This window comes from Sphingopyxis sp. Geo25, from assembly GCF_949769135.1.
In the GTDB taxonomy this organism is placed as follows: domain Bacteria; phylum Pseudomonadota; class Alphaproteobacteria; order Sphingomonadales; family Sphingomonadaceae; genus Sphingopyxis.
Genome location: NZ_CATKOZ010000001.1, coordinates 1070444 through 1092695, shown reverse-complemented (window position 1 = coordinate 1092695; position 22252 = coordinate 1070444). Strand labels below are relative to the sequence as shown.

At 64.4% G+C, this 22252-nt stretch carries 22 protein-coding genes; 16 read left to right on the top strand and 6 right to left on the bottom strand.

Going from position 1 to position 22252, the window contains the following annotated elements; all coding sequences use genetic code 11:
* Nucleotides 1–19: 19 nt before the first annotated feature.
* From QOL68_RS05455 to QOL68_RS05440, 4 genes are all read right to left on the bottom strand, one after another.
* The gene (locus QOL68_RS05455; protein WP_283404281.1) at nt 20–733 is read right to left on the bottom strand and encodes a polysaccharide biosynthesis/export family protein; all 714 of its coding nucleotides are present in this window, start codon (nt 731–733) and stop codon (nt 20–22) included.
* Between the two features lie 2 nt (nt 734–735).
* Complete coding sequence (locus QOL68_RS05450; protein WP_282947639.1) at nt 736–2193, bottom strand: O-antigen ligase family protein; 1458 nt, start codon at nt 2191–2193, stop codon at nt 736–738.
* 140 nt (nt 2194–2333) lie between these two features.
* Complete coding sequence (locus QOL68_RS05445; protein ID WP_282947637.1) at nt 2334–4295, bottom strand: polysaccharide biosynthesis protein; 1962 nt, start codon at nt 4293–4295, stop codon at nt 2334–2336.
* A 255-nt stretch (nt 4296–4550) separates the two neighbouring features.
* Entirely contained in the window at nt 4551–5414 is an 864-nt protein-coding gene (locus QOL68_RS05440; protein WP_283419586.1) for a metallophosphoesterase family protein, read from the bottom strand.
* A gap of 160 nt (nt 5415–5574) precedes the next feature.
* Between QOL68_RS05440 and wecB the strand changes: the two genes are divergently transcribed.
* From wecB to QOL68_RS05365, 15 genes are all read left to right on the top strand, one after another.
* On the top strand, nt 5575–6690 hold the full coding sequence (wecB, locus tag QOL68_RS05435) for a non-hydrolyzing UDP-N-acetylglucosamine 2-epimerase (RefSeq protein ID WP_282947635.1): 1116 nt from the start codon (nt 5575–5577) through the stop codon (nt 6688–6690).
* Nucleotides 6680–7975 (top strand): UDP-N-acetyl-D-mannosamine dehydrogenase, encoded by a 1296-nt coding sequence (gene wecC, locus QOL68_RS05430; protein WP_282947633.1) that lies wholly within the window; start codon nt 6680–6682, stop codon nt 7973–7975. Before wecB ends, wecC begins: the two co-directional genes overlap by 11 nt.
* 32 nt (nt 7976–8007) lie before the next feature.
* Nucleotides 8008–8814, top strand: a complete 807-nt coding sequence (locus tag QOL68_RS05425) for a class I mannose-6-phosphate isomerase (protein ID WP_282947631.1) — start codon at nt 8008–8010, stop codon at nt 8812–8814.
* On the top strand, nt 8811–9872 hold the full coding sequence (locus QOL68_RS05420; protein ID WP_282947629.1) for a mannose-1-phosphate guanylyltransferase/mannose-6-phosphate isomerase: 1062 nt from the start codon (nt 8811–8813) through the stop codon (nt 9870–9872). Before QOL68_RS05425 ends, QOL68_RS05420 begins: the two co-directional genes overlap by 4 nt.
* A gap of 71 nt (nt 9873–9943) precedes the next feature.
* Nucleotides 9944–10510, top strand: a complete 567-nt coding sequence (gene hslV / locus QOL68_RS05415) for an ATP-dependent protease subunit HslV (RefSeq protein ID WP_282947627.1) — start codon at nt 9944–9946, stop codon at nt 10508–10510.
* Between the two features lie 2 nt (nt 10511–10512).
* The gene (gene hslU / locus QOL68_RS05410; RefSeq protein WP_282947626.1) at nt 10513–11814 is read left to right on the top strand and encodes an ATP-dependent protease ATPase subunit HslU; all 1302 of its coding nucleotides are present in this window, start codon (nt 10513–10515) and stop codon (nt 11812–11814) included.
* A gap of 117 nt (nt 11815–11931) precedes the next feature.
* Nucleotides 11932–12333 carry a hypothetical protein gene (locus tag QOL68_RS05405; RefSeq protein ID WP_282947624.1) on the top strand — a complete coding sequence of 134 codons (402 nt, stop codon included), beginning with the start codon at nt 11932–11934 and terminating at the stop codon, nt 12331–12333.
* Nucleotides 12334–12437: 104 nt separating this feature from the next.
* The gene (locus tag QOL68_RS05400) at nt 12438–12818 is read left to right on the top strand and encodes a hypothetical protein (protein WP_282947622.1); all 381 of its coding nucleotides are present in this window, start codon (nt 12438–12440) and stop codon (nt 12816–12818) included.
* A gap of 435 nt (nt 12819–13253) precedes the next feature.
* Nucleotides 13254–14096, top strand: coding sequence for a helix-turn-helix domain-containing protein (locus QOL68_RS05395; protein ID WP_282947617.1), 843 nt, complete (start codon nt 13254–13256; stop codon nt 14094–14096).
* 131 nt (nt 14097–14227) lie between these two features.
* Nucleotides 14228–15187, top strand: a complete 960-nt coding sequence (locus QOL68_RS05390) for a tol-pal system YbgF family protein (RefSeq protein ID WP_058453882.1) — start codon at nt 14228–14230, stop codon at nt 15185–15187.
* Entirely contained in the window at nt 15141–16142 is a 1002-nt protein-coding gene (tilS, locus tag QOL68_RS05385; RefSeq protein WP_282947614.1) for a tRNA lysidine(34) synthetase TilS, read from the top strand. Before QOL68_RS05390 ends, tilS begins: the two co-directional genes overlap by 47 nt.
* 87 nt (nt 16143–16229) lie before the next feature.
* Nucleotides 16230–18173 (top strand): ATP-dependent zinc metalloprotease FtsH, encoded by a 1944-nt coding sequence (gene ftsH / locus QOL68_RS05380; RefSeq protein ID WP_204994240.1) that lies wholly within the window; start codon nt 16230–16232, stop codon nt 18171–18173.
* A 40-nt stretch (nt 18174–18213) separates the two neighbouring features.
* Nucleotides 18214–18606: a hypothetical protein gene (locus QOL68_RS05375; protein WP_282947611.1), complete on the top strand. Its 393-nt coding sequence runs from the start codon at nt 18214–18216 to the stop codon at nt 18604–18606.
* A gap of 25 nt (nt 18607–18631) precedes the next feature.
* The gene (locus QOL68_RS05370; RefSeq protein WP_282947609.1) at nt 18632–19105 is read left to right on the top strand and encodes a hypothetical protein; all 474 of its coding nucleotides are present in this window, start codon (nt 18632–18634) and stop codon (nt 19103–19105) included.
* 22 nt (nt 19106–19127) lie between these two features.
* On the top strand, nt 19128–19733 hold the full coding sequence (locus tag QOL68_RS05365) for a DUF3800 domain-containing protein (RefSeq protein ID WP_282947608.1): 606 nt from the start codon (nt 19128–19130) through the stop codon (nt 19731–19733).
* A gap of 75 nt (nt 19734–19808) precedes the next feature.
* Here QOL68_RS05365 and rpoZ read toward each other — a convergent pair whose 3' ends face one another.
* Nucleotides 19809–20153 carry a DNA-directed RNA polymerase subunit omega gene (rpoZ, locus tag QOL68_RS05360; protein WP_058453888.1) on the bottom strand — a complete coding sequence of 115 codons (345 nt, stop codon included), beginning with the start codon at nt 20151–20153 and terminating at the stop codon, nt 19809–19811.
* A gap of 146 nt (nt 20154–20299) precedes the next feature.
* On the opposite strand from rpoZ, the gene QOL68_RS05355 reads away from it, so the two are divergent.
* The gene (locus QOL68_RS05355; RefSeq protein ID WP_282947605.1) at nt 20300–21517 is read left to right on the top strand and encodes a phospholipase D-like domain-containing protein; all 1218 of its coding nucleotides are present in this window, start codon (nt 20300–20302) and stop codon (nt 21515–21517) included.
* Here QOL68_RS05355 and QOL68_RS05350 read toward each other — a convergent pair.
* Nucleotides 21514–22149, bottom strand: a complete 636-nt coding sequence (locus QOL68_RS05350; RefSeq protein ID WP_282947603.1) for a class I SAM-dependent methyltransferase — start codon at nt 22147–22149, stop codon at nt 21514–21516. The genes QOL68_RS05355 and QOL68_RS05350 overlap by 4 nt on opposite strands.
* Nucleotides 22150–22252 lie beyond the last annotated feature (103 nt).

Sequence of the window (22252 nt, the reverse complement as noted above, 5' to 3'; positions counted from 1 at the left end):
GTTGCAATACGGGGCGGTATTACAAAGCATTGCTGCTAACCAGCGCGATGATCGGCGCGGTAATCAGCGAAGACGCCTCGATGATCCGCGTAAACAGCCTACGCCCCGGCGAATCGCCGACCACGACGACATCCTTCGCGTAAAGTTGCGGATCGCTATAGTAACCACGACGGATCGCGGCGAGATTATAGAGCGCGACCATCCGCTTGTCGTTCACAGTGCGAAAGACGACGACATCGTCCAGCTTCGCGAATTCGTCGGGCCCCTTGGCGGCTGCAACCGCGCGCATCAGCGTCATGTCGCCGACCAGCGGATAGTTTCCGGGCTCCGTCACCTGCCCTTCAACCGTAACATACTGGCTCGTCGACTGGAACAGGTTGACCGAGACTTGGGGGTTCCGGATATGACCTGCCTGCATCCGCGCCGTGATGTCCTGCGCAACCTGACCCGGCGTTCGGCCGGCGGCGCGTACCGATCCGGCAATCGGAAATGCGATATTGCCCGCCGCATCTACCTGAACCTCGCGCTTGGCCAATTCTTCGAAACCGAGCACATCGATCAGCAAGCGATCGAACACCCCGATTTGGTACCCGCCTTCCATACCGGCGGTTGCTGGCGGCGGAAGCTCCGCTGCGTCCACGACCTGGATGGACTGGTTCGACTGAAGCGGCGGAACCGAGGCACAGCCACTCGCCATGGCGAGAACAACAGCCGCGAAAATAGCACGCATCATGGTCAAATTTCTCCGGTATCACGATGCCGATTCGGCGCGGCCTGGCGGTCGCGCGAAGAAACGTCCGTGTCTATCTTGCGGACACCGCTGAGGATGGCCGCACACAATACTCCAAGCACAGCCAGCGAGGGTGTCCGCGCCGGATACTCGGCAATGCTGCCTATGGCAAGCAACAGCAATATGGCGGCCGCGCAGCGGGCCGAAATCAATATCCGGCGACGCGACCGTCCCCGCTCCTTCTGCTTCAGCACCGCGACGACTGCGATGATGAACAGGGTGATCGCCATCGCCGCAAGCAGGACCGCCGGCAGGCCGCCCGTCATCACGATCTCCAGCCAGTCGTTATGCGCGCGATTGAAATAATTGGGGGACAGCAACTGCCCAGGCTCGTAGCGCCGGTAAACCTCGTCGAAGCTCCCCATCCCGCTGCCCCAGGGGAAGGTATCCCGGGCGATTTCGACGACGGTCGGGAACGCCTTCAGGCGAAGATCCTGCGAGGCATCGAGATTGACGAGCCGCTGGAAGGCGACACCCCGCGCCGCAAAGATAGTCAACGACGACAGGCCCACGAGCACCGCGACGACCGCATAAGGCGCCCATCGGCGCCAGCGCATGGCCGTCGGCTTGGCGGCCAGCTTCTCCGCGCCCCTGCCATAGACCCATACCGCCAGCGCAAGTCCGATGGCGCCGAGGACAAGGCCGTTTCTCGATCCTGTGACAAGGATCATGGGCGTGATGAAAGCGGCGGCCGCAATCGCAATGGCGCGATGAAGTTGCAACCGTCCGCGCGAATTGTCAGCCAGCGAAGCGTACATCGCCAAAAGGGGGAAGAGGCTCGCCATAAGGACGGCCTGGTGGTTGCGATTGGCAAAAAGGCCAACGGCCGCGCCGACGTTGGTCACCTTATAGAGATAGAGCGGCCCGCGCGGTGGACCGAGCATCTGCATCAGCCCGATAAATCCGCTGACCAACCCGATTGCCATCACCCATTTGAGCGCTCGAAGTCGGTCTTCGGGGCTGGCCGCGAGAGCGAATATCAAAGCCGCGACGGGCAGCATGAGGCTGAACAGGGCGTTCCATGCACCGACGGGCGACATCGACAACGGCAGCCAGGGCAGCGGAATACCTGCAACTTCAAATGTCTGGACCACGACCTCCCGCCCCGGAAGCGCCGACCACACAGCGGGGGGCAACGGAACGACATGCGCGACGGCCAGCAGAACCACGCCCCCCGTCAACGCCATCAGCGATGGCGATTGGCGCCACGCCTCGGCGCCATAGCGATAGAGAGCATAAACCAGCAGCAACGCCGACAGGGGGCGTAGGATCAGCAGGGAAAGAATGTCGGCCCGCGAAGAACCTCCCAAAAGCATGGCGAGCAGAATCGTCGCTGGCAGAAGCCAGCGCAGCACATTGCGTTCGTCGTGCCGCGTGGGCGATGTCGTCTTCGCAATCAGCATGGAATTCCGTAAAATGCTTTCTCGATTATCTTTTGAAGATGACCGGCGGGGGAGCAGGGAGGGGAGCCCTTAGGATATAGTTTCAGGGCGCGCTAGCGTGTTTTTGAACCACTTTGACGGGCCCTGAAAACCCGCCTGCCTTACCCTGCGGCCTGTATCACCGAATGGTCGACCGGAGGAGCATATTCAGGTACCAGCGCGCGGAGGATCTGCAGCGCCTCGTCAGCCTCCCCGCGTGCCAGATGACCCGCCAAGCCATCGAGCGCGCGCGCAAGATCGTCCCAGTCTAACATCGTTTCGCTGGCGCGGATGATGCGCTCGTGCATCGTCGACTGCGGATCCTCGCCGATCAGCAGCTCTTCATACAACTTTTCGCCTGGCCGCATCCCGATTTCGCGAATCTCAATGTCGCCGTCGGGATGTGTGTCGTCGCGCACGGAAAGACCTGACAGCCGGATCATCGACGCAGCAAGGTCACGAATCCGAACCGGCTGCCCCATATCGAGCACGAAAACTTCGCCCCCTTTCGCCATCGCACCCGCCTGGATCACGAGTTGCGCCGCCTCGGGAATGGTCATGAAGTACCGCGTAACGTCCCGATGGGTGAGCGTAACTGGTCCTCCGGCACGAATTTGCGCCATAAAGCGCGGAACGACCGATCCGCTTGATCCCAGAACGTTACCGAACCGGACCATCGTGAACACCGTCGAGCGCCGCTTTGCCGAGCGTGCCTGCAGGATCAACTCGCAGACCCGCTTGGACGCCCCCATGATGTTCGTCGGTCGAACAGCCTTGTCGGTGCTGATCAGGATAAAGGTGGCGACCCCGACCTCCTCGGCCGCGAGGCAGCTGAACAGTGTGCCGAATATGTTGTTGCGCATCCCCGCGACCGGGTTGGTCTCGACAAGCGGGACGTGCTTGTATGCGGCGGCGTGGAAAACCGTGTCCGGCCTCCAGCGCGAATAAATGCGTGAAATCGAATCGCGATCGGCGACATTCCCCAGCTCGGGAACGATGGCTATCGCCGAACCGTCAATCTGCGCCGCCGCAGCCGTCAGTTCATCGTCGATGGCATAGAGCGCGTATTCGGACTGGTCGACCAGGATCAGGCGATGTGGCCGAAAGCTCAGGATCTGGCGGCACAACTCGCTACCGATCGACCCCCCGGCACCCGAGACGAGCACGGTCTTGCCGACGATATTGCGCCCCATCAACAGCGCATTGGGCGCAACCGGGTCACGCCCCAGCAAATCCTCGATCTGCACGGCCCGCAGGTCGTTGATCGAAACCTCGCCATCCATGATCCTGCTCAGGCTCGGCAACACGCGAACTTGCACCTGGAAATTCTGGAGTGCGTCGATGATCTCTCTGCGCCGGGCCCTCGAAATCCGCGGGAGGCCGATCAGTACCTCGTCGATCATCAGGGTCCGGATCGCCCAAGCGAGACGGTCGGACGAATAGATCGGAATGCCGTCGAGCCGCTGACCGTTGAGGCGGACATCGTCGTCGACATAGCCCAGAACCTGGACATGCGGTTCGTGACGAAGCGAAAGCGAAAGCTGCTGACCGGCCCTGCCGGCACCATAGATCAGCACGCGTCTCAGCTCGCGTCCGCCATTCGCCCGGTGCAGGATGTCGACAAGCGCAAAGCGGATCGTCAACCGACTGACCGACAGCAATGCAAGGAAAATGATCGGATGGAGCAGACCCATGGTGCGGGGAACCCCCGCGATGCCGACCACCATGAATATCAAAACCATCGGAATCGCGAATAGGGCCGACGCCACCGCTAAACCCATCATCGTCCGGCCGCCGGAAAAGCGGATGATCGACAGATAGATGCCCCACCGCAGCGCAATCGGGAACCAAAGGATGATGGCAACGGCCGACAGGATGAAGACTGGGCGTGTGAACAAATTCCACTCGCCGACGCGGAGCGACAGTGCGATCCAGACCGCAACCACGCACAGCACTGCGTCCATCATTATTGCCACTTGCTGGCGGCGCCGACGCGGCAGATCGGCGAGCCAAGCCAACCAATGCACGGCCTGAGCCATGGCGCGTTCGCGCAGCGCAAGTGCCTGACCGTCCCAAATATCCATTCTCAAACCTCTCGAGCGCGGCAGGTCGCGGCGCGAATGTTCAGCTTGCGCAGGCGGTTGATAGCGACAAGCTGCGACATTCCCAATAACAAACATGATGACGGAGACGGTTCGGCAAATCCGTAAACCTTTGCGACAACCGGACCTTTTCCGGTTTCGCTCGCGCCTAGTGGCCGAAAGGCCGGTTCTCAAGGGCGAGGAAACGGCAACGAGCCGGATCGATGGAATGCCGCGATGAAAACCCGCCCACCCCCGTCATTCACCGTCCGTTTTCAAATAGCGGCGCTCGGTCCCCTCCAGAACAATCGCCGTAAGGACGCCGGATTTATAGGCGCCGGTATCGATGCCGATGCGATTGGGCCACTCATCGACCTCATCGTAGATCGTGTGGCCATGCACGATTATCGCGCCGTGATCGCGCTCGTCATCGAGGAACTCTTCACGGATCCAGCGCAGATCGCCCAACGACTGCTTTCCGATCGGCACGCCGGGGCGAATGCCGGCATGAACGAATATATAGTCACCGATTTCGACGACATCCTCGCCACCGCCGAGGAATTGGACATGTTCGAACGGGACGATGGCCGGCAAACGCTCCGCGACCTCCTCGAAACTGGCTTCAACGAAGGTCGCTTCATCCTTCCAATAGCTTCGCACGGTCGCGTCGCCGCCGATGCGCATGAAATAGCGTAGCCGCCTGACGTCCCCCGTCAACGCGGCGAGGAAACATTCCTCGTGATTGCCGATCAACAGGCGCGTATCGGGAAATTCGTCCTTCAACCGGATCGCGCGCTCGACAACCTCTGCCGACTGTGGGCCTCGGTCGACAAGGTCGCCCAGCAGGATCAGCGTCACTTCGGCATGATCGCGCGCCGCATTGTCCGCGCGGATCAATCCAATCAGTTCGGCGAAAAGGTCGTCGCGCCCGTGAATGTCACCGATGGCATAGACACGCCGACCGTCGGGAATCGCAAAACTGTCGCGCATCGGAGGAGCAGACTTGCTCTTACGCTTCCAGAACATGAAAAGAACCCAATTCGAAAACACCGCTACCGCGGGGAGGACTCCGGACCGGCGGTCAAACGCCGTTCCCCTAGCCTCCCTCGCCTCGCGAAACAACAACGGCTTTTGCCGGGGAGCGTTGCATGACCGCGGTCAAAACCCGTTTCGGCCTGCGCTCCGAGACCTTAAGGGTGTTGCAAGCTTTGACGATTAATCGCGCATTAGGCACCGCACCGGCACGCGCCATGGACCGCGGACGCCGCTGGAGGACCAAAGCATGAAGGTAATGACCGTCTTCGGGACACGCCCCGAAGCGATCAAGATGTTTCCGGTCGTGCATGCGCTCCGTACCCGAGTCACGCTCGAGACACGCGTCTGCGTCACCGCCCAGCACCGAGAGATGCTCGACCAGGTTCTTGAAATCGGTCGGATCGTTCCCGACGTCGATCTCGACGTGATGACCCCGAATCAGTCGCTCGACGCCCTCCTCGCTCGGCTCGTCACCGGCCTCGGCGAAACCTTCGACCGCGAAAAGCCCGACCGGATTCTCGTCCACGGCGACACGCTCACGACGATGGCGGCGACGCTTGCGGCGTATTTCCGCAAGATCCCGGTCGGCCATGTCGAGGCGGGGCTGCGCAGCGGGAACATCTATCATCCCTGGCCCGAGGAAGTGAACCGGAAGGTTGCGGGCGCGGTCGCCGACCTGCATTTCGCGCCGACCGAAACCGCCGCTGCCGCGCTTCGCGCCGAAAATGTTCCGATGGAGCGAATTCACATCACCGGCAACACGGTCATCGATGCCCTGCTCGCGACCAGAGCGCGGATCGAAGAGGAACCGTCGCTCGCCGCCGGTCTCGATCCGCTTGCCGCGCGGTTCGCGGGCAAGCGCATTGTCGCGGTCACCTCGCATCGGCGAGAAAATTTCGGCGACGGGATGCAGGCGATCGCCGAAGCGATTGCCGGAATCGCGGCGCGCGACGATGTCGCGGTCGTGTTTCCGGTCCATCCAAATCCCCATGTTCGCGGGGCGATGGAACCTCTGCTTGGAAACTTGCCGAATGTCGCATTGATCGATCCGCTCGATTATCCGCATTTCGTGCGCCTGCTCGGCCTTAGCGATCTCGTCCTCACCGACAGCGGCGGCGTCCAGGAGGAGGCACCCTCGTTCGGCAAGCCCGTGCTCGTGATGCGCGAGACGACCGAACGCCCCGAAGGCATCGAGGCGGGCACCGCGCGGCTCGTCGGCACCGACAAAAATCGCATCATTTCTGAAATTTTCAGTCTTTTGGACGATGAAGCCGCCTATAACGTCATGGCCCGCGCCCATAATCCCTTTGGCGACGGCAAGGCGGCGGACAGAATAGCGGAGATCGTAGCGCGTGCCCATTGACAGCGAACAGAAGGTCACCGTCCTCGGCCTCGGCTATATCGGCTTGCCGACCGCCGCGCTGATCGCGCGATCGGGCAGCCGCGTCACCGGCGTCGATGTCAGCCGCGAGGTGGTCGGCACCGTCAACAGCGGCAGGGTGCATATCGAGGAAGTCGATCTCGATGGCCTCGTGCAGGGCGTCGTGTCGCGCGGGACGTTGACGGCATCGACCGAGGTTGCGCCTGCGGGCGTGTTCGTGATCGCGGTGCCGACCCCACACGACGCGGAGCACCGTCCCGACATCAGCCACGTCCTGTCCGCCGCGCGCGCGATCGCGCCGCAGCTCGAAGCGGGCAATCTCGTCATCCTCGAATCGACTTCGCCCGTCGGTACGACCGAAAAGGTGGCCGCGCTGCTCGCCGAGCTTCGTCCCGACCTCAAGGTGCCGGGCGCCTGCGCCGGCGCCGCCGAGATTTTCGTCGCCTATTGCCCCGAGCGTGTGCTGCCCGGCCGCATCCTCGTCGAGCTGGTCGACAACGACCGCTGCATCGGCGGGATCACGCCTCGCTGCGCGCGTCGCGCGATGACTTTCTACCGTCAGTTCGTCCGCGGCGCGTGCGTCACCACGACCGCGCGCGCCGCCGAAATGGTGAAGCTGGTCGAGAACAGCTACCGCGACGTCAACATCGCCTTCGCCAATGAGCTGTCGATGATGGCCGAGGAGATGGGCGTCGACGTGTGGGAGGTTATCCGCCTCGCCAACCGGCACCCGCGCGTCAACATCCTGCAACCCGGCCCCGGCGTCGGCGGCCATTGCATTGCGGTCGATCCCTGGTTCCTCGTTCACGGCGCGCCCGATCACAGCCGCCTGATCCGCACCGCGCGCGAGGTCAATCTGGCCAAGACCGCGCATGTGATCGGCGCCGCCGAAATGCTGGTGTCGCAGCATCCCGAGGCGCGCGTCGCCTGCCTCGGCCTCGCCTTCAAGCCCAATATCGACGATTTCCGCGAAAGCCCCGCCGTCGAGGTCGCCGCGGCGCTCGCCCGCCGCTTCGGCAAGCAGATCCGCATCGTCGAGCCCTATGCGCGCGGCCTGCCGATGGACTTCGCGGGGACCGGCGCCGAGCTGATCGACCTCGACAGCGCGCTGGCGCAGTGCGACCTGCTCATCGTCCTCGTCGACCATGACCTCTTCAAGTCGATCCCGCTCGAAGAGCGCGGCGACAAGATCGTCTATGACACCCGCGGCCTCTGGCCCGACCAGCCGAACTCGGGTGGGGGCAACCGCCTCTACCGCGCCGCTTGACGCCGCTCCGGCAACCTCGCACCTTCGGTTCGATGCTGACCCGCCTTACCCCCGTTCCCGTCGAAAAGCCCTGGGGTCGCATCGATCTTCCGGCCGCGTTCGGCGCTTTCGACGGACGGCGGATCGGCGAGATCTGGTTCACCCTCCCCGCCGGCACCGACGCGCCGATCATGGTCAAATTCCTCTTCACCTCGGAACGGCTGTCGATCCAGGTCCACCCCGACGATACTGCCGCGCGCGCAGCAGGTTTCGCGTCGGGCAAGGAGGAATGCTGGCTGGTGCTCGACGCCGACCCGAACGCCGAACTCGGTGTGGGGCTGAAGGCCGCGGCGACGCCCGAGGCGCTGCGCGCGGCCGCGCTCGACGGATCGATCGTCGACAGGATCGACTGGCGCCCCGCCACCACCGACGACTTCGTCTATAACCGCGCGGGCACGATCCACGCGATCGGCGCGGGCCTGATCGTCGTCGAGGTGCAGCAGAATGTCGACTGTACCTACCGCCTCTACGACTATGGCCGCCCGCGCGACCTGCATCTCGACGCCGGGATCGCCGTCGCAGAAACGCGGCCGCGCCCCGATCCGCGCGACGGCCGCGTCGCCGCAAGCCAAAGCCGCCTTCTCGTCGACGGGCCCCATTTCCACCTGCTGCACCTCGCCGGACCGGACGTCACCGCCGATCTCCCGAGCGATGCCGAAGCCTATATCTTCGTGCCCCTGTCCGACGGCTGCAGCATCGAGGGGGAAGCCGTCACGCTCGGCGAATGCATCGCGACCGACCGCGCCGACACGATCGCGCTCGAATCCGGCGCCCGCGCGCTGCTGTGCTGGCCTACATGACGATCGTCCCCGTCATCCTGTCGGGCGGCACCGGCACGCGTCTGTGGCCCGTATCGACGAGCGAGGCGCCGAAACAGTTTCAGCCGCTGATCGGCGACGGCGATATGTTCCGGCAGACGCTCGCCCGCGTCGACGACCGCACCCGCTTCGCGCCGCCGCTCGTCGTCTGCGGACCAGCGCATGTCGCGCATGTCGAGGCCGATCTTTCGGCATCGGGCGTCGGCGACGCGGCGATCATCGTCGAGCCCGCGGCGCGCAACACCGCCCCCGCGATCGCGCTCGCCGCACTTGCCGGCAATCCCGCCGCGCTGATCCTCGTCATGCCCGCCGACCATCTGATGACCGATGTCGCGGCGTTCCTGCGCGCCGTCGACACCGCGCGACCGGCGGTCGAAGCGGGCGCGCTCGCGACCTTCGGCATCGCGCCCGCACATCCCGAAACCGGTTATGGCTATATCGCGGCGGGCGAAACCATCGCGCCCGGCGTCAACCGTGTTCGCCGCTTCGTTGAAAAGCCCGCGCGCGACAAGGCGGAGGCGATGCTGGCCGAGGGCGGGCATTACTGGAATGCCGGCATCTTCCTGATGCGCGCCGATCGCTTCCTGGCCGAGCTGGAACGGCAGCAGCCGCCCATCGCCCATGCCTGCGACGCCGCGATGGCGGCTTCGCGCACCGACGGCCACCTGATCCACCCCGATCCGCAGGCCTTCCTCGCCAGCCCGTCGCAGTCGATCGACTATGCGGTGATGGAAGGCGCCGAACAGCTCGTCGTCGTGCCTGTCGATCCCGGCTGGTCCGACGTCGGCGGCTGGGCGGCGCTTTACGACCTTGCCGACAAGGATGAGGACGGCAACGTGCGAATGGGCCATGTCGTCGCGCTCGACGCGCACGGCAATTACCTCCGCGCCGACGGCGGCAAGCGCCTCGCGGTAGTCGGCGTCTCGGACCTGATCGTGGTCACGCTCGGCGACGATGTGCTGGTCATCCCGAAAGACCGCGCGCAGGAGGTCAAGGCGATCGTCGAATATCTGGCCGCGAACCCGCCGCCGACGGCCTGACGTCACCTCCCGCAGGCGCGTCCCTTGCCCCTCCCCTTGCGGCGCACCGACCCATCGCCCATATCCGCCGCATGACCAATCCCCATGCGCAAAGTGCCGCACCCTGGCACGGAACCACCATCCTTTCCGCCCGCAGTGCCGACAAGGTCGTCGTGATCGGCGACGGCCAGGTCTCGATGGGCCAGACCGTGATGAAGCCGAACGCGAAGAAGGTCCGCCGCCTTCACGACGGCCGCGTCATCGGCGGCTTCGCGGGCGCGACCGCCGACGCCTTCACGCTCTTCGAACGGCTCGAGGCCAAGCTCGAACGTCACAACGGCCAGCTCCTCCGCGCCGCGGTCGAGCTCGCCAAGGACTGGCGCACCGACAAATATCTCCGCAATCTGGAGGCGATGATGATCGTCGCCGACAGGGAGGTAACGCTGGTCATCACCGGCAACGGCGACGTGCTCGAACCCAAGGGCGGGATCGCCGCGATCGGCTCGGGCGGCAACTTCGCCCTCTCCGCCGCGCGCGCGCTCGCCGACTATGAAAAAGACCCCGAGGTGCTGGCCCGGAAGGCGATGGAAGTCGCCGCCGACATCTGCGTCTATACCAACGACCAGTTCACCTCCGAAACCATCGAAATCCGGAAATAAATATGAACAAGGATCTGACTCCGAAGGCCATCGTGGCCGCCTTGGACACGCATATCATCGGCCAGGCCGCCGCCAAGCGCGCGGTCGCCGTCGCGCTGCGCAATCGCTGGCGCCGCCAGCAGCTCGCGCCTGACCTGCGCGACGAGGTGAGCCCCAAGAATATCCTGATGATCGGCCCCACGGGCTGCGGCAAGACCGAGATCTCGCGCCGCCTCGCGAAGCTCGCCGACGCGCCGTTCATCAAGGTCGAGGCGACCAAATTCACCGAGGTCGGCTATGTCGGCCGCGACGTCGAACAGATCGCCCGCGACCTCGTCGAGGAAGCCGTCCGGCTCGAAAAGGACCGCCGCCGCGAGGCCGTGCGCGCCGCCGCCGAGGAGGCCGCGATGGAGCGGCTGCTCGATGCGCTCACCGGCAAGGGCGCAAGCGAGGCGACGCGCGAAAGCTTCCGCCAGCGCTTCCGCGACGGGCATCTCGAACAGAGCGACGTCGAGATCGAGGTCAGCGACACTCCGTCGATGCCGTTCGAACTCCCGGGGCAGCCGGGTCAGGTCGGCATGATCAACCTCTCCGACATGCTCGGCAAGGCGCTCGGCGGCGGGCCGAAGAAGCGCCGCCGCATGAAGGCGATGGAGGCGTGGAAACGGCTGCTCGAAGAGGAGCAGGACAAGCGTCTCGACCAGGATGATGTCGCGCGCGTCGCGCTCGCCGATGCCGAAGCGAACGGCATCGTCTTTCTCGACGAGATCGACAAGATCGCGGTCAGCGACGTGCGCGGCGGCTCGGTGAGCCGCGAGGGCGTCCAGCGCGACCTCTTGCCGCTGATCGAAGGCACGACCGTCGCGACCAAATATGGCCCGATGAAGACCGACCATATCCTCTTCATCGCCTCGGGCGCGTTCCATGTCGCGAAGCCGAGCGACCTGCTCCCCGAACTGCAGGGCCGCCTGCCGATCCGCGTCGAGCTCGGCGCGCTGACCGAGGAGGATTTCGTCCGTATCTTGAGCGAAACCAAGGCGGGCCTCCCCGAACAATATGCGGCGCTGCTCGGCACCGAGGGGGTGACGCTGAACTTCAAGCCCGAGGCGATCGCGCGCGTCGCCAGACTTGCCGCAGACGTGAACGAAAAGGTCGAGAATATCGGCGCGCGCCGCCTCCAGACGATCATGGAGCGGCTGGTCGAGGAAATCAGCTTCACCGCCGAGGACGCTCCCGGCACGACGCTCGACATCGACGCCGCCTATGTCGACAAGCAGCTCGCCGATGTGGTCGGCGACACCGACCTCAGCAAATATGTGCTGTAGCGTGGGGTGACCGGTCGCGGTCGGAAGTTGCCCTAACCATCATCGTCACCCCGGGCTTGATCCGGGGTCCATGACTTCAGCGCTGCGGTGGATCCCCGATCAAGTCCGGGATGACGAATGACAGCATACGACCGATTGCGGACGTTCGCAAAGTCGGCGATCAATCGCCATCAACCAATTGGGGAGATGCCGATGGGACCTACCGATTTTGCTGTCGCGTGTCGTGAACAGCGCGATCTTATGCTCGCGAATTATGCCGACGCATCGGGAGGGTCAGAGGTAGCAACTCTTCTTGCAGCGGCGAACCTGTCACAGGAGCAAAGAAATTATGTCGTATCGGCGCTCGACAACGCTCTGACTGACGCCTTTTATACCATGCTGCTTGCAATTGATGGTTCCGCTTCGCTCGGTCAGACCCAAAAGTCTTTCGCCCTCGCTGACGGTGAGGGTAACATAATCGCAAATGGCGATGGCCGGTTAGAAGCAGCGGCGTGGGAGGCGCTTGCGTCCAATCGGTAGGTCCACCCGATTTCCGTACTTCTCCGCGATCTAAATGGGGTGGTCGGAAGCGACCAATTGCGGACGCTATTAGGTCATTGTAACGTTCAGCATGGGAGGCGCTGATGTCTCAAGCTGAACGAATGAATTCCGCTTCAAATGCTTGGGAAGCCGATCCTTGGGATGCTTCCGATGCGATCGCGGAAGTGCAACTGACGGGATTCCGCGAGCGAGCGGCAAAGGCTATTGAGTGGACGTCGATGCGAAACGCAGGCGCATCTGTATTCGGCATTGAAATTGAAAAGCTTATTGGTGCTGACGTCGCATTTTTCGCTACGCATGATGGCGAGGAACTGCTGCTGATGCAGTCAGTTTGGCACGGCTTTCCCGATCCGCCAGAATGGCGATTGGCGGCACGAGCAAACGGAAGCGACGACCAATGGTCCTCGTGGGGTCATTTTGCTGATCTGCCGGACAATTGGCAGCTTCCGCCAAGTGACAGCTAACCACCCAAAGCCGACACCGCCTTCAAACAGGCCTTTCCTACGTCATCCCGCTGTGCCAGCCTTCGTCCCGCTCTCTCATCCGACGGATAAAAGCGGTCGCGGCTCGGCTTGCCAGTCCGGCCGCGGCGGGGCATGCCGCATGCATTCGGCAATCCTCCCGGCCGACAAGGAAGGGCGCAACCAGGCTGAACTTTCCTGAACTTTGAAAAATCCTTGCCGCGATAACCGGGCAAGGCATGACAGCCTTCTGCCCCGAAACATCCCCGTTCTCCGCCCTGCCGCACCGGCGACCTCGCCGCCTTTTCCGCCAAACTCAAATCCGCGTCTTTTCAGCCGTTCGTTCGCCGAACTTCATTTGACTTTCGCGCATCGTCAATGCGATGAACGTTGCCACACGGTCGATACGGGTTGCAAACGACCGGCACGGAGACAGTAATGGCAGATGAAGAGGTCGCCGCGCAGGGCGAACTGGCGATCACGCGCACCGGCGACAAGCTCCGCCTCGCGCGCGAGAAGGCGGGCCTGTCGCTCGCCGACGTCGCGACGCGTACGCGCATCACGCAGCGACATCTAGAAGCCATCGAAAAGTCCGACTTCAGCGAACTTCCCGGCCGCACCTATGTGACCGGATTCGCGCGCGCCTACGCCCGCGCGGTCGACCTGCCCGAGGCCGAGATCGGCGCCGGCATCCGCCGCGAGCTGGAAGAAGACGCCTATGGTTCGCGTCCGCTCTACGAAGCCTATGAACCCACCGATCCCGCCCGCCTGCCCACCGCGCGCCTGACGTGGACGCTGGTGATCGTCGCGCTCATCCTCGTGTCGGCCTATGGCGTTTGGCGCTTCCTGTCGGTCGAACCCGACGAGGCGCTGGTCGCTGCACAGAACCAGGCTGCCGACGCTTCGGAAGCCCCCGCAACCAAGGTCGCGGCACCCGCCCCGGCAAAGGCCGGGGCGACGATCGCAGCCAACGCACCCGTCGTGCTGACCGGCATTTCCGAGGTCTGGATCGGCTTCGACGATGCCAAGGGCAAGACCGAGAATTGGCGGACGCTCGACGCTGGCGAAACCTATGAAGTGCCGCCCGCCTATATCGAGCAGTTCACGCTGCGCACCAGCATCCCGCAGGCGCTCAAGGTCACCGTCGGCGGCCGCGACGTCGGCCCGATCGGCCCCGCCGACACGCTGGTGAAGGGCATTTCGCTGAAGCCGGCCGACCTCGTCGCGCGCGCCGAAGGCAGCCCGGCGGTGCCCGCCGCGGCGCCCAAGACCAGGGGCTAACCGCGCGCTGTCTCGCCTCGTTCCGGCGACAACGCGCGGCATCGCGCCGAAATGGGTTTGCGCGCCCGCGCTTTGCGGCGTTATGGATGGACCCGCAGAATAGTTAATATCTCTTGGGGGCCAATCGGCACATGACGAAGCATCACATCACCCTTGCCGGCGCGGCCGCGATCGCGATCGCCGTGGCGGCACCCGCCGCGCTGGCGCAGGACGCGACGGTCGCGAAACGCGTCGACAAGCTCGAAAAGGAAATGCGCGCGGTTCAGCGGCAAGTGTTCCCGGGCGGCGCCCCGACCTTCTTCGAAGGCGAGATCGCACCCGAGGCGACGCCGGGCCAGGCGGTGAAAAGCAATTCGCCGGTCGCCGACCTCACCGCGCGCGTCGATGCTCTCGAATCGCAGCTTCAGGCGCTCACCGGCCAGACCGAGCAAAATGCCTTCCATCTCCGCGAGCTCGAGAAGCAGTTCGCTGCCTACAAGGCCGAAATGGACAAGCGTGTGCCCCCCGCCGCTGCCGGAGAGCCCGCCGTGACGCCTGCCAGCCTGCCGGTCGCCCTCGCGCCCAAGCCGGTCGCGCCGACGCCAACCCCGGTGGCGACAGCCACGCCGCCGAAAAAACCCGCGACGCCGCCAGCCGCCAGCACTGGAAAGCCCGACGCGGCACGCCTCGCGCTCGTGAAGAAGGTCGAAATCCCGTCATCGGGCAACGAGCAGCAGGACGCCTATGATTACGGCTTCCGCCTCTGGTCGGCGAAACTCTATCCGGAGGCGCAGGCCCAGCTCAAGACCGTCGTCACCAAATGGCCGAAAAGCAACCAGGCGAGCTATGCGCAGAACCTGCTCGGCCGCGCCTATCTCGACGATGGCAAGCCCAGCCTCGCCGCGGTGGCCTTCTACAACAATTACAAGGACCGCCCCGATGGCCCGCGCGCCCCGCACAGCCTGATGTACATGGGGGTGGCGCTCGACAAGCTTGGACGCAAGGCCGACGCTTGCAAGGCGTTCCGCGAACTCGACGAAGTCTATGGGGCAAAAGCGCCGCAGGATGTCCGCACCGATGCAGCCGCCGCAAAAGCAAAAGCAGGCTGTTGACAGCGGCGACGCGGTCGAGCGTCTCGGCCGTGATCTTGCCGCGCTCGCCGGCCCCGACTGGCAGCGCCTCCACTATGGCGTCGCGGTGTCGGGCGGCCCCGACAGCATGGCCCTCCTTTGGCTCATGGCGACGCTGCTGCCCGGACAGGTCCGGGCGGTCACCGTCGACCATGGCCTGCGCAAGGAATCGGCGGAGGAAGCGCGCATGGTCGCGGGCTTCTGCGCGCGCGAGCATATCCCGCACGCGACATTGATGCCCCCCGTTCCGCTTCGCGGTTCGCTGCAGGCCGCGGCGCGCACCGAACGCTATCGACTTATGGAGGACTGGCGCGCGGCGAACGGGCTGGCGCACCTGCTCACCGCGCATCATGCCGACGACCAGCTCGAAACGATCGTCATGCGCCTCAACCGCAGCAGCGGGGTCGGCGGCCTCGCCGCGATCCGCGCGCGCTACCGGCTCGTGCTGCGCCCGCTGCTCGCGTGGCGCCGCGCCGAACTGCTGCGCATCGCGCTCGATCACGATATTCCGTTCGTCGACGATCCGTCGAACAGCGACGATCGTTTCGACCGCGCGCGGCTGCGCCACGCCCTCGCCTCGCAGACCGCGATCGACGTCGAGGCGGCGGCGCGTTCGGCGGGCTGGCTCGCCGAGGCCGACGAGGCGATCGACTGGGCGGTCGAGCGGCTGATCGCGAACTGGCCCGACGCCTCGGACATCGCGGTCATTCGCGACGAGGGCTATCCGGCCGAGATTTTCCGCCGCGTCGTCACCCAGCGCCTGCGCGCGAACGACGGTCAGCTTCGCCTGCGCGGCGCCTCGCTCGACGGGGTGATCGCGGCGATGAAGGGCGGCCGCCGCGCGATGGTCGGCGCGCTGCTGATCGACGCCGTGCCGGGACTTCAGGGCACGATCTGGCGCATTTCCGCCGCACCGCGCCGAAAAGCCCGAAAATAGGACAATCTGGCTCATTGTCATTTAACCCAATTATCCTACATTATCGGGATTGAAGCGCGAACGTGCGCGAAGTTTGGAAAGTTTCCGATGCAGGACGACAAGGAACCGCAGGGCAATCCCTGGATGAAGAGCGTGATGATCTGGAGCGGCATCCTGCTCGCTATGCTCCTCGTCGCCTCGATGTTCGGCGGCGCGACGCAGCCGACCGGAGCCCCCCTCGCCTATTCCGAGTTCCGGCAGAAGGTTCAGGAAGGCGCGGTCAAAGAGGTCGTGCTGTCCGAGGATCGCGTAACCGGCAAGCTCGACAATGGCGAAAGCTTCACCGCGAATATCGTCCGCGACCCCGATCTCCTGAAGATGCTCAACGACAATAATGTCAAATATGACGGAAAACCGACCGAGGTGCCCAATTTCTGGATGTATCTGCTCGTCCAGTCGCTGCCCTTCCTGCTGATTCTGGGCATTGCCTTCTTCGTGTTCCGCCAGGTGCAGAAGAATAATGGTTCAGGCGCAATGGGCTTCGGCAAGAGCCGCGCCAAGATGCTCACCGAAAAGCAGGGCCGCGTGACCTTCGACGATGTCGCAGGCATCGACGAGGCGCGCGAGGAACTGCAGGAGATCGTCGAATTCCTGAAAGACCCCAGCAAATTCTCGAAGCTCGGCGGCCAGATCCCGAAGGGCGCGCTGCTCGTCGGCTCGCCCGGTACCGGCAAGACGCTGCTCGCCCGCGCGATCGCGGGTGAGGCGGGCGTTCCCTTCTTCACCATTTCGGGTTCGGACTTCGTCGAGATGTTCGTCGGTGTCGGCGCCAGCCGCGTCCGCGACATGTTCGAGCAGGCGAAGCGCAACGCGCCGTGCATCGTCTTCATCGACGAAATCGACGCCGTCGGCCGCCACCGCGGCGCCGGGCTCGGCAATGGAAATGACGAGCGCGAGCAGACGCTGAACCAGCTCCTCGTCGAAATGGACGGGTTCGAGGCGAACGAAGGCATCATCATCGTCGCGGCAACCAACCGCCCCGACGTGCTCGACCCCGCCCTGCTCCGCCCGGGCCGCTTCGACCGCCAGGTCGTCGTGCCGCGCCCCGACATCGAGGGACGCCAGAAGATCCTCGAGGTCCACACGCGCAAGAAGCCGCTCGCGCCCGACGTCGACCTCCGCCGGATCGCGCGCGGCACGCCGGGATTCTCGGGTGCCGACCTTGCGAACCTCGCGAACGAGGCGGCGCTGCTAGCGGCGCGCAAGGGCAAGCGCCTGATCGCCTCGAACGAGTTCGAGGAAGCCAAGGACAAGGTGATGATGGGCGCCGAGCGCCGCTCGATGGTAATGACCGAGGACGAGAAGAAAGCGACCGCCTATCACGAGGCCGGCCACGCGCTCGTCTCGCTCCATGTCGAGGGCAATGATCCGCTGCACAAGGTAACGATCATCCCGCGCGGCCGTGCGCTGGGCGTGACGTGGAACCTGCCCGAACGCGACCGCTATTCGATGAACATGAAACAGATGAAGGCGCGTCTCGCGCTCTGCTTCGGCGGCCGCATCGCCGAACAGCTCATCTATGGCAAGGACGAGCTCAACACCGGCGCGTCGAACGACATCCAGCAGGCGACCGACTCGGCGCGCGCGATGGTCATGGAATATGGCATGTCCGAAAAGCTCGGCTGGCTGCGCTACCGCGACAATCAGGACGAGGTGTTCCTCGGCCACAGCGTGTCGCGCGCGCAGAACATGTCCGAAGAGACCGCCAAACTGATCGATGCCGAGGTCCGCCGACTGGTCGAGGAAGGCGAAAAGACCGCGCGCAAGGTACTCACAGATCATCTCGACGAGCTGCACCTCCTCGCGGGCGCGCTGCTCGAATATGAGACGCTGTCGGGCGAGGAAGCGCGCCGCGCGATCAAGGGCGAGGATATCGGCCGCGAGAATGATCAGGACAGGTCGGGGACGCCCGTATCGGGCCACGTCGGCGGCCTGCCGCAGATCAAGCGCAAGCCGCGCCCCTTCGGCGACGCGAACCCGCAAGGCGTCTGATTCAGACCTTGTTCAGTGATTTGAAGCGATTCCGGGCCGCATGACCAGCAGGGACATGCGGCCCGGATTGGCTATCGCCGCCCTCAGTGCGGGTGTCCTGCTGTGCGGCATGGCGCCCGGTGACATGAGCGTCGCCGCCTTTCTCCAGCGCGCGAGCCTGCTCGAGCGGCTGGGCCCGCTCGCCATTGCCACACCCGAAGCGCAACGCCTGAAAGGCGAGGTTATCGAGGCCGGCAGGCGCTACAAGGCGCGGATCGATGCCGACCGCAAGGCCGGTCGCAAAACGGCAAGCTGCCCACCCGAAAGCGGCACGCTCACCCCGGAACAGTGGCTCGCGCATCTGCGCAGCTATCCCGCCCAGTCGCGCAAAATGATCTCGATCTATTCGGCATTCGACGGGCTGATGCGGAAACGCTATCCCTGCCCGGCGTGATGGAAACGGCTTCGAGGAGAGACGTATGAGGTTTTGCGGACCAGCGCTGCTTGCGGCCGCGCTCCTGCTGGGCTCACAGCCTGCAGCAGCACAGGGCACGCTGACCTCGAAGGTCGAACTCGAGAAGCTGACGTCCGCCAGCCCAGGCCAGCCCGCCGCCAAAAGCTATACCTCGCCCGATGTCGTCGTTCCGGGTGACCGGGTACGGATCACGCTGATTTTCACCAATGGCGGCGCGGCACCCGCTGCCGACGTCAAGATCGTCAATCCCATTCCCGAGGGACTGGTATTCGACGGCACGTCCGATCCGAAAGATTTCACCGTCTCGGTCGATGGCGGCCAGACTTTCGGGGCAATCGAGATGCTCACGGTTCCGGTCGCGGGCGCGGCACCGCGCCCGGCCACCGTTTTTGACGTAACTCATGTCCGCTGGCTCTGGAGTACCCCGATTCCCGTCGGCACCTCGCGCGCCGTCGCCTTCTTCGGCAAAGTGAAGTGATCGGCACGGGTTCGCGCGCGCCATGACCATCTATTGCGATGAGTCCGGCGGCCTCAACGCCGGGGCGATGACTTTCGCGGCGGTGATGCTGTCATCGGAGGCCGCAGCGGCCATCCACGCGCGCTTTCGCGCCGTCACCGGCTTGCGCGGCGAACTCAAGGGCAGCCGGATCAGCCTCACCGAGCGCGCCTATCTGCTCGAGCTGTTCGACCGCGCCGGTGGACGTGCCTGGGTCGCGGTCGCGAGGCGCCAGACGCTGGCGCCGCCCTCCGACGGCAAGTTGCCGAGCGACCTCGCGCTCTACACCGCCCTCCTCGATTTGGCGGTGAGCAATTGGCTTCCCGAAACCGGCGGCGTGTGTACCGACGTGGTGATCGACGATGGACGCTATGATCCCGCGATCCTCGCGGGCGTGCGCGAAACGATCCAGACGGGGCTCGCCGGATGGGGCCAGGCCTCGCTCGCCGACAGCCGCCGCTCCGACGGGGTCCAGATTGCCGATGTGGTCGCGAACAGCCTGTTCAACGTCACGATCGGTTCGCCCCGCGCACAGCGCATCGGCGTGATCATCGAACCGTTGCTCGCCTCGCGCGCGATCCGCATCGCCGAACTGAAACGGCTTCCCTGACCGCGCTACGAGCCTGAAAACAGGAAGGGCCGCGGTTTCCCGCGGCCCCCTTTGGCGATCGCTGTCGCGCTTCGCTTATTCGAAGTCGGCGCCGCCACCGGCCGGGCTGCGCGGCGGCGCAGCGGCGGTCAGGCGAAGCGCTTCTGCCGAACGCGCGATCGAGCTGATTTCATCGGGCGTGTCGTCATCGTCGACGACGACCTTCTGCAGCGTGCCAACGAGCGCATCCTTGAGCTCGACCGGACGGATCGTCTGTTCGGCGATTTCGCGCAGCGCGACGACGGGGTTCTTGTCGCGGTCGCGATCGACGGTCAGCTCCGAGCCGCCCGAGATTTCGCGGGCACGGTGCGCCGAAAGCAGCACCAGGTCGAACCGGTTGGGAACCTTGTCGACGCAATCTTCGACGGTAACGCGGGCCATGTTGTTTCCTTAAAAGACGGAGAGGCCAGCCAATGGCATGGCGGCAAGCGCTGCGCGCTAGCAGGGGTCCATGCGAATGTCAATCAAACCGCCCTCCCCCAACCCCGTGCTTGCGGCCCTCGACGCGCCCGGCCTATGAGCAGGAGATGACCGATACCGCCGTTAGCGTCAGCGAGCCCTCCGGAAGCGCGAGCGACCGGATGAAGGCGGAGGTTGGCGGCCACCGGCTCGAACTGATCTTCGACGGCGAAAGGCGCCTCGAACGCCTGCTCACGCTGATCGACGGGGCGATCCGCAGCATCGACCTCATCATGTATATCTTCGAGCATGACGGCGCGGGCACCCGCGTGCTGGGCGCGATGACTGCCGCCGCGCAGCGCGGCGTGCGCGTGCGCGCGGTGATCGACAGCTTCGGTTCGGGCGATGTGGCCGACAGCGTCTTCACGCCGCTGCGCGAGGCAGGCGGCACGGTGACCTTCTTCTCGCGCCGCTGGCGATCGAGCTACCTCGTCCGCAACCACCAGAAATTGATCCTGATCGACGGGCATGTGGCGGTCACCGGCGGCTTCAATATTGCCGACGACTATCTGAGCAAGCCGTCCGCCGACTGCTGGTTCGACCTTGGCCTTGTTGTGACCGGCCCGACCGTCGAGCGCGCGGTGCAATGGTTCGACACGATCCATGACTATACGGTCCATGACGACGGCAAGCTGCTGATGCTGCGGCGACTGGTACGCGAATGGAATATCGGAACGGAGCCGGTGCAATGGCTGGTCGGCGGACCGACCGAGCGGCTGTCGCCTTGGGCGCGGGCCGTGCGAGCGGACCTCGACCGCGGCCGCCGCCTCGATATGGCAATGGCCTATTTTTCGCCCGGCCAAGGCGTGCTGCGGCGTCTCGGGCGCCTGGCGCGCCGCGGCAAGGCGCGCTTCGTCATGGCGGCGAAGTCCGACAATCCGGCGACGATCGGTGCCTCCCGCCTTCTCTACGGCTTCCTGCTGCGCCGCAGCGCAGACATCTGGGAATATCAGCCGTGCAAATTGCACATGAAGCTGATCGTCATCGACGACGTCACCTATATCGGAACCGCCAATTTCGACATGCGGAGCCTGTTCATCAATGTCGAGTTGATGGTGCGGATCACCGATGCCGCCTTTGCCCAAAGGCTGCGCGATTTCGTCGCGGGCCTTGAGCCGCAATGCGACGTCGTCACCGTCGAATCGCACAAGAAGCGCGGAACCTGGCTTACGCGCCTCCGCTGGCTTCTTGCCTGGTTTGTCGTGGGTTTCGCCGACTATACCGTTACGCGCCGGTTGAACTTCGGGCTGACCGAACACGACCCGAACGTCGATGTGCTGCGCTAGTCCTTCCAGCCCCAGAACAGGAAGCAGGGCGGGACGTTCACCCACTCGAACGCATTGTCGATGCGCCTGAAATGTGCCGCGAGGAAATCGCGCGCGCGGGCGCGGAACTGATAAACGAGAAAAGCGCCGCCAGGGCGCAGCACGCGATGCGTCGCGGCGGCGATCGCAGGGCCGACGCCCGACGGAAGAGTGGAGAAAGGCAGGCCCGACAGCACATAGTCGGCCCGCTCGAACCCATGCGCGCGGACGATCTCCTCGACATCGGCGGCCGAGCCATGAACGGCGATGAAGCGACTGTCTCGAATATCCTTGCGCAGATAGTCGATGAAATCCTCGTTGGTGTCGATCGCGATCAGGGTCGCGTCGCCCGCCATTTTTTCGAGGACGGGACGGCAGAAGGTGCCGACACCGGGGCCATATTCGACAAACAGCTTCGTATTTTTCCAGTCGACCGGCCGCAGCATATTGCGGATCAGCGTTGGCGAGGACGGAACGATCGATCCCACCATGACCGGATGCTTGATGAAGCCCTTTACGAACATGCCCCAGGGGCCGAAAAAGCGCTTCAGTTTCTCGCGGATCTTGCGGATCGGCGAGACATTCGATTGGGCGTGCGCCCGTGGATTGGTCATGATGGCTTTCGCGTTGTTGCGGTTGACGAATGCGTGGCAAAATCGTGACGCTCGCGCAACAAAAGAGTCAGTCTTGACACTGGACAGAAATGCAACCCGATGT

Bases quoted from the DNA above. Each gene is read 5' to 3' on its own strand.
- QOL68_RS05455 (WP_283404281.1), bottom strand. From the start codon at position 733: ATGATGCGTGCTATTTTCGCGGCTGTTGTTCTCGCCATGGCGAGTGGC.
- QOL68_RS05450 (WP_282947639.1), bottom strand. From the start codon at position 2,193: ATGCTGATTGCGAAGACGACATCGCCCACGCGGCACGACGAACGCAAT.
- QOL68_RS05445 (WP_282947637.1), bottom strand. From the start codon at position 4,295: ATGGATATTTGGGACGGTCAGGCACTTGCGCTGCGCGAACGCGCCATG.
- wecB (WP_282947635.1), top strand. From the start codon at position 5,575: ATGAAGGTAATGACCGTCTTCGGGACACGCCCCGAAGCGATCAAGATG.
- QOL68_RS05425 (WP_282947631.1), top strand. From the start codon at position 8,008: ATGCTGACCCGCCTTACCCCCGTTCCCGTCGAAAAGCCCTGGGGTCGC.
- QOL68_RS05420 (WP_282947629.1), top strand. From the start codon at position 8,811: ATGACGATCGTCCCCGTCATCCTGTCGGGCGGCACCGGCACGCGTCTG.
- hslV (WP_282947627.1), top strand. From the start codon at position 9,944: ATGACCAATCCCCATGCGCAAAGTGCCGCACCCTGGCACGGAACCACC.
- hslU (WP_282947626.1), top strand. From the start codon at position 10,513: ATGAACAAGGATCTGACTCCGAAGGCCATCGTGGCCGCCTTGGACACG.
- QOL68_RS05405 (WP_282947624.1), top strand. From the start codon at position 11,932: ATGACAGCATACGACCGATTGCGGACGTTCGCAAAGTCGGCGATCAAT.
- QOL68_RS05400 (WP_282947622.1), top strand. From the start codon at position 12,438: ATGTCTCAAGCTGAACGAATGAATTCCGCTTCAAATGCTTGGGAAGCC.
- QOL68_RS05395 (WP_282947617.1), top strand. From the start codon at position 13,254: ATGGCAGATGAAGAGGTCGCCGCGCAGGGCGAACTGGCGATCACGCGC.
- QOL68_RS05390 (WP_058453882.1), top strand. From the start codon at position 14,228: ATGACGAAGCATCACATCACCCTTGCCGGCGCGGCCGCGATCGCGATC.
- tilS (WP_282947614.1), top strand. From the start codon at position 15,141: ATGTCCGCACCGATGCAGCCGCCGCAAAAGCAAAAGCAGGCTGTTGAC.
- ftsH (WP_204994240.1), top strand. From the start codon at position 16,230: ATGCAGGACGACAAGGAACCGCAGGGCAATCCCTGGATGAAGAGCGTG.
- QOL68_RS05375 (WP_282947611.1), top strand. From the start codon at position 18,214: ATGACCAGCAGGGACATGCGGCCCGGATTGGCTATCGCCGCCCTCAGT.
- QOL68_RS05370 (WP_282947609.1), top strand. From the start codon at position 18,632: ATGAGGTTTTGCGGACCAGCGCTGCTTGCGGCCGCGCTCCTGCTGGGC.
- QOL68_RS05365 (WP_282947608.1), top strand. From the start codon at position 19,128: ATGACCATCTATTGCGATGAGTCCGGCGGCCTCAACGCCGGGGCGATG.
- rpoZ (WP_058453888.1), bottom strand. From the start codon at position 20,153: ATGGCCCGCGTTACCGTCGAAGATTGCGTCGACAAGGTTCCCAACCGG.
- QOL68_RS05355 (WP_282947605.1), top strand. From the start codon at position 20,300: ATGACCGATACCGCCGTTAGCGTCAGCGAGCCCTCCGGAAGCGCGAGC.
- QOL68_RS05350 (WP_282947603.1), bottom strand. From the start codon at position 22,149: ATGACCAATCCACGGGCGCACGCCCAATCGAATGTCTCGCCGATCCGC.